Raw genomic sequence first — 13757 nt, forward strand, 5'->3', positions numbered from 1 at the left:
TAGTCGCAAAAATAAACTTCTGACTTGCTCCTTTTTTCTCGGAGCCGTATGATAGAACAAAGTCTCTTCTATAATGAACCCCGGATTGATTGATATGAGCAGCGAAAATAAAAGCGCAGACGTGTCTTCCTACGAAGCTGAAGGTCCGCTGGGAGAAGGATTCCATCTTTCTACAGGTCCGGGACCTGAGAAAATATTGCAGATACAGCGGCGTATCCATGAGAAAATGGATGACTATAAAGATTACAGCTTTTCCGCAACTGAAAAGCGGGCATTGATGATTTTTTTTGACCTTGCGCAAGAGTTTGATTCTCTGGAAGATTTTTTTACGGTTTGCACCGCAGTGCCGAGGTCGCTTTTCAATCTTGATTGCAGGCTCTATCTTGCCATGGGGCCGGATGAATTCATTCCGGTGGGCCGAACAGAGAGCCGCGCTCCGGTGTGCAGTTCTGTTCCTCTTGAAAAGACTTTCCGCGCCGGGCACTTGTTTATCCCCATCCGTGGCAATCTAGAACTGGTTGATCAGCTTCCCTTCAAGCCTGCCGGGGAAGTTATCGGTTGTTTTGAGTTTTATAAAATGGATGCTCTTTCCGATCACCAGTCGCTTTTTTTTGAGAAATTTGTCAATCGGGTCGGTTTTCAGTTGCACAGTAAAATTCTTCGGCGCAAGGGACAGGAGCATCTTGAATTCGTACGTAATCTGGTTAAAGATGTCGGGCACAATGTCATTGTTCCCAACATGTACTTTAAGCTTTTTTATAATAGGTTGCGTGACCGTATTGAAAATATCCGCAAGCTTGAAGCCGCGCTTGACAATAAGAGTGTTTTGGAGATTAGCAGTGAATTGGAACAGCTCTACAGCGGGCTTGTTAGCCAGTTTAATGAAATACACAGCCATTACGAGCAGACCAGCCTTTTTTTGGAGACTTTGTTGCGCAGGCAGCATTTTGAGGAAGGGCGTTATATTGTCGAGAAACGGCCCTGTAACCTGCTCAAGCAGATAATAGAACCGCAGCTTGAGCGCTACCGTTCCCGGTTCGAGGACCGGGGTATCAGGTTGGATATCAGTATGGGTGGGGTGCCGGATCGTGAAGTTCGTATTGTTGCTGACGTGGGGCTCATTTCTCAGGTTTATGCCAATTTTTTTTCAAATGCCGTCAAATATGCCCGAGATGAAACCATGTGTGACGGACGTAGGGATAAGTTTGCCGCTTACGGCTGGGATATGGTGAAGGATTATTTCCGTAACGGCTGGGACGGCCTGAAGCTCAATGTTTTCACCACCGGCCCGCATATTCAAGAAGAGGACCGGGATATGCTTTTTCAGCCCGGGTTCCGCAGCGCAAATGTCGGTAATGAGTATGGTTCCGGGCATGGTTTGTTTTTTGTGCGTCAGGTAGTGGAACTGCATGGGGGCGAGGTCGGGTATGAGCCGCAGGATGGTGGGAATAATTTTTTCTTTGTTCTGCCGTTGGGAGAAATTTAATATTCGTATTTCTTATTTAGGATAGATAAAGCTTTTTTGTGTAGGTTTGTTTTATAGGAAAATAGAGTGTTTGTTTTGTGTAGTGTGTTTTTGCGATGTTTCTAATGTGTAATTTAATATGCAGTGCAATTGTACACTCTCTTTTTGCTCTTGTGATTTATTTATCATAGTCGTTTTGCATTCTTATTGGTCTGTATCGGAGTGTGTACTTTTAAAGTTTTGCCAGTTTATAAATTTCATGATAGCCCTTTATTAAATTGATAGTAAAAGAATAGGTTGTGTGTATAAAACGATCTTCTTTATAGGGTTATTTTATTTCAAGGTAATTGATAGTTGTTTTTGACTTTGCTTTCACAGGAGGTAAGCGTGTCAAAGTGGTTTGATGAAAGCTTGGAGAGAATCAAGAAGGCTACCGGAACACGAACTCAGGTTCAACTTGCCGAAATTCTGAATATTAGACAGTCCAGCATCTCCGATGCAAAAAGAAGAAGTTCTATTCCTGCTGAATGGTTCATCAAGCTGTACAGGACCCACGGATTGAATCCCGAATGGCTTTCCGATGGAATTGAACCTGTCTACCTTAAGCCGGGCAAGAGCAAAATTGCTGCTGACCAGATTTTGAGCGAAACAACTGCTCAGTACGGTCAGGTGCAGTCCAGAGGCAGGATCGTGCCGGTTTCGTCCATGGCTGGAGAGGATGTTGGTGCGGATATCTGGAAGCCGCAGCAGGTTTCTGAGCTGAATATTCCTGAAACTTATTATCGTTCATCCCTTGTGGTTCTTAGGGCTGAAGGTTCTTCAATGGAACCGTCTGTGCGCAGGAATGCTTTTGTGGGAATTGATGATTCTCAGAAGAGGCTGATGGCTGGTGATATCTATGCCATCCACGTTCCTTATCAGGGAGTGGTTATCCGCAGGGTCTTTTTTGATCCTGAAAATGCCCGCTTTATCCTTCGCCCGGATGATCCTCAGCACCCTGAACAGTATATCCCGGTTGAAAACCACGAAAAGCACGTGGTCGGTCGAGTTGTCTGGGTTATGCAAGAGTTATAAGTTTTTTCTATTTTAGATTGTTAAAGAGGTCCGGTGTCTGCCGGACCTTTTTTTATGTATAATGATACATTTTTCACTAGACTTGATTTAGTTTAATACTGTCCATATCAAGAGACTGCACCTGAAATCCTTCCTTAGTCAGTCTACTTTTTTATCTGTGAGGAAAAAATGAAAAAAATTACAGCTCCCGACATCACCGCCCTTAAAGGCCAGCGTAAAATTTCCATGGTAACCGCCTATGACTATCCTTCCGGCCAGATTGCCGACGGGGCGGAGGTTGATATGATTCTTGTCGGAGATTCATTGGGTATGGTTGTGCTCGGTTACGAAGACACCCTAGCCGTGACCATGGAAGATATGCTGCATCACGCGGCTGCTGTTTCCCGTGGGGCAAAGAGAGCACTGATTGTAGGCGACCTGCCGTTCATGTCCTATCAGCCTTCAGTACAAATGGCAGCGGAAAATGCCGGTAAATTCCTCAGCCGTACCGGGGCGCGGGCAGTTAAGCTTGAAGGGGGATTCCCTTTTCTGGAGCATGTGCGTGCTATTGTTGATTCAGGTGTTCCGGTACAGGGGCATATCGGTCTGACTCCGCAGCATGTGGCTCGTTTCGGCGGATTCAAGGCGCAGGGTAAAGATGCCCGTTCAGCTGCGGCCCTTGTTGATGAGGCTCTGGCTCTTGAGGCCGCAGGCTGCTTTTCTATTGTTCTGGAGGCGGTTCCTCATGAAGTGGCGCAGGAAATAACCGACAGACTTTCCATTCCCACCATTGGTATCGGTGCCGGACCAGATACAGACGGACAGGTACTGGTTTACCATGACATTCTTGGTCTTTTTGATCGCTTTGTACCTATGTTCGTTAAGAAATTTGCCAGTTTGCGCGGGGAAAGCATTGATGCCATCAAGCGTTACATAGCAGAAGTGGGAGACGGATCTTTTCCCGCAGAAGGAAACTTCAGTCGCATGAATCCCGAAGAACTCAAGCGGTTTAAAAGTTTATTGCAGGAAAAAGTATAACTCCTGAATCTTTTTTCACTGGCCCTTGAGGCCGTTCAAGTATACTTTTGTTGTATCACCAACCAATTACGGAGGAAGCGATGGCTGTATCCATTTTTGATCTCGGACTTTCCGTTGAAGCGAATTCTCTTTTCCTGCTGATCGAAGGCCTGTTGGGCAGTAAGATTGATCCTGACAAGAATTGCAAGGCCGTTCCGGGCAACGTAACCATTGAAGGTTGTCTTGAAAAATGGAATGGCGAGGAAAATGATTTTCTGGTTGCTATGAAGGAACTCGTAGATGCCGGAGTTCTAATCGAGAATGACTCGGAACTCAGGGTCAGTGCTGCTGAAAATTGGAAGAAAAAGTAGGTTTAATTGTCTCTCGAAATTCTCTGGAACGGCTTGGGTTGGCCCCTGATCAGGCTGGTTCTTTTTATCAGTATCGGCTTGCTGGTAGGTAATATTGTCGAGGGTTTGCGTTGGACACGGGCCATGGGGCGGCTGGCAAATCCGCTTATCCGGGCTGGAAGGCTCAAGGAAATCAGCGGGGCCAGCTTTGCATTGGCATTTTTTTCCGGCGTGGCCGCAAATTCTATGCTTTCCGAGGCCTATGAAAAAGGGGAGATTGATGACCGCGAACTGGTCATCTCCAATCTTTTTAACAGCCTGCCCACCTATTTTTTACACATGCCTACGGTCTTTTTTATTGCTGCTCCGTTCATTGGGCGGGTGGCCTTTATCTATGTGGGACTGACACTACTGGCGGCTTTTGTGCGTACCGGGGCAATTGTGCTTTGGGGGCGCTTCTCCCTTCCTGCTGACGGTAGTTGCGGGGATGTTGCCCAGCGGCTGAAAGGGCAGGAAGCAAAGTCTTTTCGTGAGGTGCTGGATAAAGCTGTAAAACGACTTAAGCGCAGATTGCCGAGGGTTATTTACCTGACCGTTCCAATTTACACGGCTTTTTTCTTTCTTCGCCATTATGGCGTATTCGCATCTTTTCAGACTTACCTTAGTGAGCATCTTACTTTTCTTTCGTGGCTTGATCCACAGGTTTTCGGCATCATTGCTTTCAGTCTTGCCGCAGAGTTCACCGCCGGGCTTGCTGCGGCCGGTTCTTTGCTTGGTACCGGAGCGATTGATCCCCGTGGAATTGTGCTGGCCCTTGTGGTCGGCAATTTGCTTTCCACTCCGGTGCGTGCCCTGCGTCATCAGCTTCCTTATTATGCCGGAATCTTCCGCGGTAAGATGGCCCTGAAGCTTATTATCTATAATCAGGGATTGCGCGCGGCCAGTCTCGTGCTGGTGGGTAGCATTTATTTTGTGCTGACCATGTAGGTTTAATTTTTACAGATAATAAAAAAGGTGAGGCTGCATTTGCAACCTCACCTTTTTGTTTTTTATGAAAGTTAAAATTACTGCCTGAAAGTGCAGCGTGAATTTCCGCAGGAAATGGTTCCTAATGTTTTACCGGCGGAGTTTTTTAGCACGCACTTTTTATAGGCGTATCCGCTTGTGGCGTAGTAGTCGGTAAGCAGTTTGAATAGCCTGCGGTTGGCAGAAGTAGATTTACCTGTAAGAGCCTGCCCATTGATGGTTGCATATAGGGTTGATCCCCTGTTGCTGCTCTTGCTGAGAAGCTTTTCCCCGGAAGCAACTCTCAGGTTCAGGAATCTTTCCAAACCTTTTTGTTTGGACTCATATGCGTTCAGCTTTTTGGTGTAGAGGGTTGAGTTGGGGTTAATTTTTTTCAACGCTCTATAGCCGTTAATGTTTTGCTGAATTTTAAACCCGGGCAGGGATTGCACATGACGCATGAGCAGCTCTTCCTCGTTGGAGTTGAGAAGTTCTTGATATTCTACAGGGCAGCTGGTCTGTCTTGTGCTGAGATCTGCGCTATAAGCTATTACGCACATTTTCTTTTCCGGTCTGGGAGATTCCTGTGCAATTTTATCCAAGAATGCTTCAGCTGTTTTAAGCGGGGTCTCGCCGTCGACCACGAAGAGATAAAAATCTCTTTTGATCTTGAGATTCAGGATATTCTTGTCCTTGGAAAAGTCTTTGAGACAGCGGGCAATATAGTCGGCACGCGTTTTTACCAGCTCGGCCCTTTTGGCATAATGTTTTTTGCGGGTTTTGTAGTAACTATTCTGCGGAGCCAGTTCGGAAAGCTTTTCGTAGCCCCTGAGATTTTCTGCAACTTGTACCGGACTAAGCTTGTAAACGTAGTCATAAAGAAGTTTGGTAAGCTCTTTTTGGGACATGGATGCCGAAGAAATACTTTGCATTTGATCCAGATTGCTGTCCATGACAGCTACGGCTACGCCTGAAAAATCACATTCCCCTGTGTTGTTTCTGCGTAGCTTATTAATCCGAGAAATAACACTGACTTTCTTCTTTTTACTTCCTTCCTTGAGGATGGCGAGAAAGCCGCCTTTGTTCTGGATCACGGCCTCTATACCGGAAATATTTTCGAGTTCAGCTTTGAAAACATCCGGGCAGTCCTCCTGCGCAAAAGCAGGAAGTGCTGAGATTATTAGAATGAACAGTGTGAAGAGAAAAAATCTGGCTTTCATGGTGATCCTAATCCTTTCCGGTGGCAATTGATTAGCCGTGGGATGAAAAACAGTTAAAGGACTCCGAGTTTCTGAAATTTAAGGTAAATTTCACGGCTTACCCATGCATCCGTTGCAGCGTAGGTAATCTGCTGAGGGGTCAGTTCCTGGCGGCCCCAGTTGGAGCACTGCACTCCCTTGGAGATACGGAATCCGAGCAGGTTAGCGGCAAGGTTGCGTAGTCCGTTGGTCTGCATTTCTAGTGATCTGGCAAGGTCGCCAAGATCTACAAATCCTTTGTCTTCAAAGGGCGAGACATCGCGCAATTCCTTGACGTCATTGATTACCGCCACCCCGGTTTTGATTATATCGGCAGAAGAAAGCACTTCTTTAATATATTCGGACAGGGATATGTGGTTGAGATGCAGCAGGTATACGCAGTCTTCTGTAGCCAGTTGGATCAGGGAAGGGGGATAGGAAACCCCTTTGCGAAAAACCGGACGGGTCTCGGTATCAAAACCCAGCAGTTCGCAACGGCTCAGTTCTTCAACAGCCGCAGGGACGTCCTCTTCCCGATCAATAAGTTTGATCGGTCCTTCATACTGGCGAAGAGGAAGTTCGTTTATTTCGTCTTTAGTAAATTTTTTCTTATATTGTTCAGGTACTTGCATAGAATATTGAGCCCGGTAGTAATTATATTTCCTTCATATGGAAACAAAGAATTCCTACCGGCCCGTGATGCTTCAGGCTTGCTAAGTCCTGAAAAACCACGGGCGAGCAGGATGAAAGTATCACATCTGAATATTAAGCTATCAAAGCTTCGTCAACCCCTCTAGATCTTTGACTCGCTGGATTTGGAAGAACTCTTGTCAAAGTCGGCGAGGTTTTTCATAAAGAAAGCGATAGCCTAATAGGGATTCCAAAGGGGCTTAGCCCCTTTGGAATCCCTATTAGGGCCCTCGGAGATGTCGCCGAAGGCCTCATAAATTCTTAAAGCGCGAAGCGCATCAAATAATTCTATTGATGCTCACGGGTCTTGTTAAAAGTAATCTTGGGCCATTCCTCTTCAGCCTGTTGCAGACGCCACTGGCTTGGGGCGAGGAAGGTCAGGTTGTCGTCACCGTCAAGGGCCACGAAACGGGGATAGCGTTTCTTGATCCCGTCAATTTCGCGGGGTTCTTCACTGCTGAGCCAGCGGGCGGTGTGGTATTCCACTGGTTCGTAAAGGGCGGCAACTCCGTACTCATCCTTGAGCCGGGACATGATCACGTCAAACTGGAGCAGGCCTACCGCGCCGAGAATTTTGTCGTTGTTACCCAGCGGCTTGAAAAGCTGTACCGCGCCTTCTTCGGCGAGCTGATGCAGCCCTTTGTCGAGCTGCTTGCTTTTAAGCGGGTCCTTGAGGATTACGCGGCGGAAATATTCGGGTGCGAAGTTGGGGATTCCGGTGAATTTTAGCTCTTCCTTGGTTCCGGTGAAGGTGTCACCGATCTTGATGGTTCCGTGGTTGTGAACCCCGATAATGTCGCCGGGATATGCTTCTTCGACCCCGGTACGGTCCTGAGCCATGAAGATAGTTGCGTTGGCGATCTGTACATCCTTGCCGATACGGTGATGGCGGACCTTCATGCCGCGTGTGAACTTGCCGGAACAGATACGCATGAAAGCGATGCGGTCACGGTGCGCCGGGTCCATGTTGGCCTGAATCTTAAAGGCTACTGCTGAAAAATCAGATTCAAAAGGGGAGACTTCGCGGGAAGTTGTGGCGCGTGGTTTTGGATGCGGAGCCAGTTCCACAAAGGAATCCAGCATTTCCTGTACCCCGAAGTTGTTGATGGCACTGCCGAAAAAGACCGGAGTCTGTTTGCCGGCGAGATAGCGTTCCTTGTCAAAGGGGTATCCTGCGCCTTCAAGCAGTTCCAGTTCCTCGCGCAACTGATCGGCCTGGTCACCGAGCAAGTCGTCAAGGCGGGAATCAGAAAGGTCCTTTATCACTTCACCTTTCTGGATGCCGCCGCCGTGAATGGCGGAGAAAAGGTGCAGTTCACCCTTGTGTATATTGTAGGTTCCCTTGAAGTCGGAGCCCATGCCGATGGGCCAGCTAAGCGGGGCGCATTCGATCTGCAAGGTATCTTCAATGTCTTGCAAGAGGTCAAAGGGATCGACACCTTCGCGGTCCATTTTGTTGATGAAGGTGATAATGGGGGTGTCGCGCATGCGGCAGACTTCCATTAACTTTTTGGTCTGGACCTCAACACCCTTGGCACAGTCGATGACCATGAGGGCGGAGTCCACTGCGGTAAGCACGCGGTAGGTGTCTTCGGAAAAATCTTGGTGACCGGGGGTATCCAGCAGGTTGACCTCGTAGTCATGATAGTTGAATTTCATGACCGAGGTGGTTACAGAGATACCGCGTTCCTGTTCCATGGTCATCCAGTCGGATGTTGCATGGCGGTTGGCTTTGCGGGATTTGACGGTTCCGGCCATCTGGATCGCTCCGCCATAGAGGAGCAGCTTTTCGGTAAGGGTGGTTTTACCGGCATCCGGGTGGCTGATGATGCCGAAAGTTCTGCGGCGTTCGACTTCTTTCTTGATATTAAGGTCTATATTCTGGGACATGATAGTTCCTGCGTCTTGATTGTATTTTGATAGTGGCGGTGAACTCTGGTATGGCTTTTTGCCATTAGTTATAGATGGGTTTACCGCAAGTGCTGGATTGTCCGTATCAGGATTAGCGCAAAGGTCAAGTACAAGATATCTCTCCCCGGCCCCATTTCTGTGGCAATGGATTGTAAAAAACGGTATATTTGACTTTCATCAGCAGTAGAAAAAATAAGGCAGGTATGGATAATGATCAAAAAAGCCAGTTTGCGTTTACTACAGCGTCCGGCAATGGAAGAGACTGTTCTGCCGCAAGAAATTTATCGTCGGACCTCTTTGAACGATGATCTTGCCGAGGCCGGTAATCCCGCAGTGGAATTGGACGGTCCGTTGCTGCTGAACATTATGGTCAAATTTTTTCATGCCTATGTTTATCCCGGTTCACACGAACAGGTGCAGGAGCTTGAGGATATTTCGCTTCTTTTTGATCGTTTTGTGCACCGCAGGCTGGGCAGTGACGTGCTGGAGAACTGCCTCCTGTTGCGTAAACAGCTTTTGTCGTATGGTTTTGCTCTGTGCATGCTGGCCGACCTCTCTAAAAGCGTTCATATTTTTAAAGATATAGCTGAGGCAAAGCCGCAGCTGGGCGGGGACCCATTCACCGGGCTGGATATCGGTTCCGGTACAGGGATTCTGATGCTGGCCATGGATGTTCAGGCTCGGCGTAATGGATTTGAAGGAAGTTCACTGGTAGGTATTGAACGTAACCAGATTGTTGCCGAGCGGACTAATGAAGTGCTGGGGCGTATGGGGCTGGGCAATGTGCTTGTGGCCGATGCCAAAAAAGTGGACAGCTATGGATTTTTGGAAGGGCGCAAGCTCCATTTCGTCTGCAATGAAACTCTTCCCGGAGCTGGGCGTAGTCTGTGGAAGGAAGATTTTATTTTCATTAGCAAAACACTTTTTGGGGGATTGAAAGAGCACACCGCAGAAGCCGGTTTTTTTCCAGAGGCAGTGCTTGTAGGGCGAACTCCGGAAGAAATGCTAACCGTGTTGGACAGCTCTGCCGGGTTCCAGCTTAAAAATGAAGATTATCCCCTGCGGCTCATGAAACCTTACGCCATAAGTCTATCTGGTAAAATGACCGGACTTGAGGAAGTGGGGCGGGATTATGAAGCTCTGGTCCCCGCTAGCTGGAGAGCAGTGCTGACCCGTCGCTGGTAGGGGAGGACATCCCAGCTATCAATTTCCAAAAAATAGCCCCCCTTTCGCGCGAAAGGGGGGCTTCTCTTTTATGAGATTAAGTTTTTGACCACACTCAGGTAACTACTTCTTGAAGCGGCTGCGGAAGAACGCTGCAATGGGAGCGAACGCCAGCATCAGCCATTCCATGCCGAAGGTCTGTGCGGGGTTGAATACACACCCGGAGGAGCCGGAACTGCCGGTGCCGAGTACCGTCGGGTCAGCAATCTGACCGTTGGCAGTGCCGTCAGTATCATAAGGTCCGCCGTCCTCGATGCTCAGGTTTACGGTGTAAACAGTATTGGCTGCGAGAGTGGTACCGGCACCCATTACAGTTGCACCACTGGTAATCCAGAAATCACCATCAGTCTTACTACTAGGTACAGAGTCTACACGGTTGTAAGTAATGTTGATGTTGGAACCTGAGACAGTCTTAAGTTTGTAGAGTCTAATGTCGTTGACTGGGGTAGCAGTTGTTGGGGTTACATTAAACTTGAAGTTATGGGTGGAACCTGCAGTGAGGGTTGCCTTGGATGTGAAACTCTGTTTCTGACCTATAACGGTCATGTCGCTGGGGGTGCTGTAGGTAGTAGCTAGATTAGTAGCAGTCACAGTTTCTACGCTAGAAGTCGATACGAGGTCAGAGTCTTCACCGTCGCCGGGCTGGGTCGCTGTGGAATCTTCTCCACCGCCGGAGGAACTGATTTCAGAGAAAGAGCAAGTTCCGTCAGCACCGACTGCGAGGAGATAGCTGCCTTTCTGGGAACCGGTAACTTCGGTGAGGGTCTTTCCGTCTGCAACAGTTCCGGGGGTCCATGTTCCTGCATCAATGTCGTAGGCATAAACCTTACCGTCAGATGCCCCTGCGTAGAGTATGTCAGCATATGCCCAGCAGGTTTTCATGTTAGGGTTGCCGGAGGGAGCAGTCAGTTTGGTCGCTGTGCTGCCATCATAGCTGTATGCCAGCCCTGCATCACCTACAGCGAATATTTTGCTGCTTGAGATGGCTACAACATCATTCAATGTGCCTCCACCCACTTCAGGCAGCGTTACGTCTACGATAGTCCATGCATCGGTGGCACGGGTGTGGAATTTGTAAAGTTTAGAGCCGGTCACACCATAAATGGTATCCGCATCCAAAACACTAAGAGAGGTCAGTGCGGCTGGCATTGCAGCTCCGCTACCGGATGTCTGGCGGGTGAAGACAAGTGTATCATCAGCAGTCAATTCGGCTTCAACCAGACCTGCGTTTGCGCTGTCCGCAACGAAGAAAATAGTTGCACTAAGAGCCTGCGCATCGTTGACGTCTGTGACATCTGCGATGCTGGTCTTAGTGGTTACTTCTGTCCAGCTATCTTCAGTTGTGGCTTTATGAGCAAATTCTTTGGTGCCGAAGACCATGAAGAGCTCATTGCCTGCGCTGGTAATGTTGGTGACGTCCTTGGAGCCAACAAGGCCACTACGGCTGGCGGTCCAGGTGAAAGTCTCAGCACTGTCAGCCTTGGTTCCTTTGTAGATGAAACCATCGGCACCGCCCAAGTATACATCGTTTTTGGTGGCATTGCAGACAGTATTGATGGTGGAGCTGTAAGCGGGGTTCAGGCCTGTGGCGGTGAAGGCTGCACCATCGGAATAAGCGATATCATCAGTAGTGCTATCTACAGCCAGAATCTTTCCCGTTGCATAGGAGACAACGCTATTTATAGCATTAAATGTTCCAAGGTCACTCCTGCTGGTGAGGTCATCATATTTTTCCCAGCCGGTTGCACTGGTATATCTGTATACAGCTGTAGCAGTTGCTACGATACAATCAGAGGGGATTCCGTAAATGGAAACAGGGGTGCCATATGCATCAGGGAACTGTAAGTTGGCTTGAGTAGCGAAGGTTGTATCTTGCTTTATGTCAGCAGCTGAATCTGAGATGTAAAGTACCTTTTTGGTATTCGTTGCACTAATAACAAAAAAACCTGTTCCATCAGATGTCGGAGCTAGAGTCAGTCCTGTCATACTATTTAATATTTTACCAACTCCGGTCAGAGCTGTGGGGTCGTCATAGGCATCGCCTGCACTTAAATCATTAGACAAAACTTCGGTACCAGTTGTCAGAGCTTTAAGGTTCGTAGCAGCAGTTCCGCCAGCAAGAATATATAAACCATAATAGGTACCAACTGCACCGCTGACTGTTGATCCTGTGGAAGTCGCAGCTTGAGTAAAGGATGACCCGGAAGAGGCACCAGTCAAAACAATATATTCAGGAGCGAATGCTTCAGCGTCAATGGCAACCAATTGAACACTTGTTTTGGCCAAGAATTCAACTGAAGTAGCTCCGGCTCCTGAAAGAGCAGGGGCAAAGCCAGTTATGGACGAGTCATTAGGATTGAATACATAAGAAGGCGTTATAGCACCGTTAGTACTTGCAAAGATGAATTTTTCATCTCCATCTTTACTGTGGTAAATAATATTATTTCCATTCGGGTCAGTACATGTGCCTTCTTCAGCAGCTTCAGTCCATGTGCCGCCGGGAGTTATAGTTGTTGAAAGTTTAGCAGCCTGAAGCACGAAAATTCTGCCATTACGATCGCTAGTCGCAAGCTCAGGAGCTGTCGGCGCGTTCGTTGTTCCGGCAACCCCTGTTCCAGCTTTTGTCACTCCAGTCCAGAATACTTCATTACCATATAGAGCATCACCCTCAGTGCCGGAAACAAACGCTCGTCTGAGTTGGTTTTCTACAATCAATGCTGCAGAGTTAAGGTCATTGGTGGTCGCACCCTGAGTGACGTTGTTAATATCAGAACCAACGATACGGAAAGTCTGACCGCCAGCAGCGGTGATATAGCCAAAAGTGCTGGCGAAGTCGTAATCAATAGCAAGAAGGTTGGGGTCACCGGTTGCGCCAGTTACGGTCAATGCTGCACTGCCTTCGGTTCCGGCCCCGCCTGCAAGGTCTGTCGTCCCTTTGATGGCAACCTTGGTGTTACCTACAGCGTACCATTCTGTAGCAGTATTAATTGACATGCTGTTGATAGTGGGACAGTTGGTGACCTGATGTTCAATGATGGATGCATCAATATTTACAGTGACAGCGTTCTTTTCATTGGAACCTGCGCCACTTCCTGCACCAAAGACGACAAATTCATTGGCAGAACCGGTCAGAGGTGTGGCGCCTTTAATGCCTGCTGTAACAATGTCGGCACCTGAGAGAGTGCCACCGATGCTGGACCATTTGGTTCCCACGGCAGATGCATCATAATATGCAATAGTTCCCTTATCAGTAACGATGGCAATATCATCGGCTGTACCTGTAGTGGTAATGGCAACAACATTGGTGCCGTCTGCTGTGATTGCAGTGCGTGCATTTGCTACGTCAATGGCAACCTTAGCCCAAGAAGTTCCTGCTGTATTGCTCTTTACAATGGTGCCGTTTTGGGTGACAGCCCAAAAATTCTTTGAATTATCAGAAACAACACCAACGAAATCAGCAGTCGCAGGTGCGTAATCCTGGGTCCATGCAGGAGTACTGCCCTGAGCTGTTGCTGCAGGCATGCGAAAAATTTTACCGGCATCACCAACTGTAACAACTACATCATCGGCATTCGATGCTGTTTGTCCAAGTCCTGTGCCCAGCGTGGTCAAGTTTTGAGGCGTCCAAGCAGCAAAAGAAGGGCAGGAAAGCGCACAAGTACCCGCAATAGCGGCTACTGTAATGGCTGCTTTTATTTTTCTACTTATTTTCATTAATAATTCCCCTATTTAAAAAAAGTTCGATATTTGCTGCTCTTAAGCGGGAAAAACAAATCCTTCATTTTCAATCATTAAATATAAATA

The 13757-nt window shown here is 47.9% G+C and carries 10 protein-coding genes; 6 read left to right on the forward strand and 4 right to left on the reverse strand.

Annotated elements, in window-relative coordinates; translation table 11 throughout:
* The first annotated feature begins 94 nt into the window (after positions 1-94).
* From D0S45_12025 to D0S45_12045, 5 genes are all read left to right on the forward strand, one after another.
* Positions 95-1486, forward strand: a complete 1392-nt coding sequence (locus D0S45_12025; protein TIH14962.1) for a sensor histidine kinase — start codon at positions 95-97, stop codon at positions 1484-1486.
* A 366-nt stretch (positions 1487-1852) separates the two neighbouring features.
* Positions 1853-2539, forward strand: coding sequence for a helix-turn-helix transcriptional regulator (locus tag D0S45_12030; protein TIH14863.1), 687 nt, complete (start codon positions 1853-1855; stop codon positions 2537-2539).
* A 168-nt stretch (positions 2540-2707) separates the two neighbouring features.
* Positions 2708-3556 carry a 3-methyl-2-oxobutanoate hydroxymethyltransferase gene (gene panB / locus D0S45_12035; protein TIH14864.1) on the forward strand — a complete coding sequence of 283 codons (849 nt, stop codon included), beginning with the start codon at positions 2708-2710 and terminating at the stop codon, positions 3554-3556.
* A gap of 80 nt (positions 3557-3636) precedes the next feature.
* Complete coding sequence (locus D0S45_12040) at positions 3637-3906, forward strand: hypothetical protein (protein ID TIH14865.1); 270 nt, start codon at positions 3637-3639, stop codon at positions 3904-3906.
* A gap of 6 nt (positions 3907-3912) precedes the next feature.
* Positions 3913-4872, forward strand: coding sequence for a hypothetical protein (locus D0S45_12045; GenBank protein ID TIH14866.1), 960 nt, complete (start codon positions 3913-3915; stop codon positions 4870-4872).
* Between the two features lie 77 nt (positions 4873-4949).
* Here the strand turns inward: D0S45_12045 and D0S45_12050 are convergent, their stop codons facing one another.
* From D0S45_12050 to D0S45_12060, 3 genes are all read right to left on the reverse strand, one after another.
* Positions 4950-6110 (reverse strand): hypothetical protein, encoded by a 1161-nt coding sequence (locus tag D0S45_12050; protein TIH14867.1) that lies wholly within the window; start codon positions 6108-6110, stop codon positions 4950-4952.
* A gap of 53 nt (positions 6111-6163) precedes the next feature.
* Positions 6164-6760 carry a 3'-5' exonuclease domain-containing protein 2 gene (locus tag D0S45_12055; protein TIH14868.1) on the reverse strand — a complete coding sequence of 199 codons (597 nt, stop codon included), beginning with the start codon at positions 6758-6760 and terminating at the stop codon, positions 6164-6166.
* A gap of 346 nt (positions 6761-7106) precedes the next feature.
* Positions 7107-8708: a peptide chain release factor 3 gene (locus D0S45_12060; protein TIH14869.1), complete on the reverse strand. Its 1602-nt coding sequence runs from the start codon at positions 8706-8708 to the stop codon at positions 7107-7109.
* Positions 8709-8939: 231 nt separating this feature from the next.
* Between D0S45_12060 and D0S45_12065 the strand changes: the two genes are divergently transcribed.
* Positions 8940-9914 carry a hypothetical protein gene (locus tag D0S45_12065; GenBank protein ID TIH14870.1) on the forward strand — a complete coding sequence of 325 codons (975 nt, stop codon included), beginning with the start codon at positions 8940-8942 and terminating at the stop codon, positions 9912-9914.
* A gap of 102 nt (positions 9915-10016) precedes the next feature.
* Here the strand turns inward: D0S45_12065 and D0S45_12070 are convergent, their stop codons facing one another.
* Positions 10017-13667: a hypothetical protein gene (locus D0S45_12070; GenBank protein ID TIH14871.1), complete on the reverse strand. Its 3651-nt coding sequence runs from the start codon at positions 13665-13667 to the stop codon at positions 10017-10019.
* Positions 13668-13757: the final 90 nt, after the last annotated feature.

The sequence above is a fragment of the Marinifilum sp. JC120 genome, from assembly GCA_004923195.1.
GTDB lineage: Bacteria > Desulfobacterota > Desulfovibrionia > Desulfovibrionales > Desulfovibrionaceae > Maridesulfovibrio.